Source organism: Nonomuraea sp. NPDC049784, assembly GCF_040659615.1.
In the GTDB taxonomy this organism is placed as follows: domain Bacteria; phylum Actinomycetota; class Actinomycetes; order Streptosporangiales; family Streptosporangiaceae; genus Nonomuraea.
In genome coordinates this window covers 1-1133 of sequence record NZ_JBFAMX010001278.1, presented here as the reverse complement: position 1 = coordinate 1133, position 1133 = coordinate 1, and the positions used below count along the sequence as shown (strand labels likewise).

General features: G+C 70.6%; 1 protein-coding gene and 1 pseudogene. Both read left to right on the top strand.

The window, feature by feature from the left end; all coding sequences use genetic code 11:
* Window positions 1-806, top strand: an 806-nt coding sequence (locus AB0J09_RS65405) for a glycerophosphodiester phosphodiesterase family protein (RefSeq protein ID WP_360714637.1), incomplete at its 5' end; no start/stop codon positions are given.
* Between the two features lie 97 nt (window positions 807-903).
* Window positions 904-1133, top strand: a pseudogene (locus tag AB0J09_RS65400) (tetratricopeptide repeat protein); the annotation flags it as partial.

Here is a 1133-nt window from a genome sequence, read left to right as displayed (position 1 = left end):
CCGCGCACCCGGAGTTCGCCGACCGGCGCACCACCAAGACCGTGGACGGCCGGCCGGTCACCGGCTGGTTCACCGAGGACTTCACGCTGGCCGAGCTGAAGACGCTGCGCGCCAAGGAACGCGTGCCGGACCTGCGCCCGGACAACACGGCCTTCGACGGGCTGCCGGAGATCCCGACGTTCGAGGAGGTCGTGAAGCTCGCGCTGGAGCACGGCGTCGGCGTCTACCCCGAGACCAAGCACCCCACCTACTTCGACTCCATCGGCCTGTCGCTGGAGGAGCCGCTGCTGGACGTGCTGAACCGCTACCACGTGCGCAAGGCGTACATCCAGTCCTTCGAGACCGCGAACCTGCGCGAGCTGCGCTCCAAGACGAGGCTGCCGCTGATCCAGCTCATCACGTTCGGGGGCGCGCCGTACGACTGGGCCGCCTCCGGGAGCACCCGCACCTATGACGACATGGTGACGCCCGACGGGCTGCGCGAGGTGGCGACCTATGCGAACGGGATCGGGGTGGACACGCGCCGCGTGGTGCCCCAGGACGCCTCAGGCAAGACCCTCGAGCCCACTACGCTGATCGCCGACGCTCACCGGCGGCGGCTCGACGTGCACGTGTGGACGGTACGGAACGAGAACTCGCAGCTGCCGGCGGACTACCGGCTGGGCAATCCGGCCAGCCCCGTCTACGCCCGGGCCACCGGCAACGTGATGGGATGGCTGTCGAGGCTGGTCGAGCTGGGGATCGACGGGGCGTTCTGCGACGACCCGGCCATGGGGAGGGCCGTGGTGACCGGACGGGCGGCGTAGGGGCCGACGAGAGCTCGATCGCCGCGCCTGGGGTCCGGCACGGCGATCGATGGTCCCTGGCCCTATTCCCCACCGGATCAGTAGGTACATTGGTCCGGTGACCAACGATCAGCACGGCCTGGCGGTGACCGGGGCGGGTGCCGCCGCAGTACGGCACTACGACCGGGCGATCGACGAACTGCTGCACTTCCGGGTGGAGGTCGACGCCGAGACCAACGCGGCGCTGGCCGAGTCGCCCGGCTTCCCGATGGGCAACGTCCTGGCGGCGTACCTGGGGCTGCTCACCACCGAGGTGGAGGACGCGCGGACGGCGCGGGCGCGCTTCGC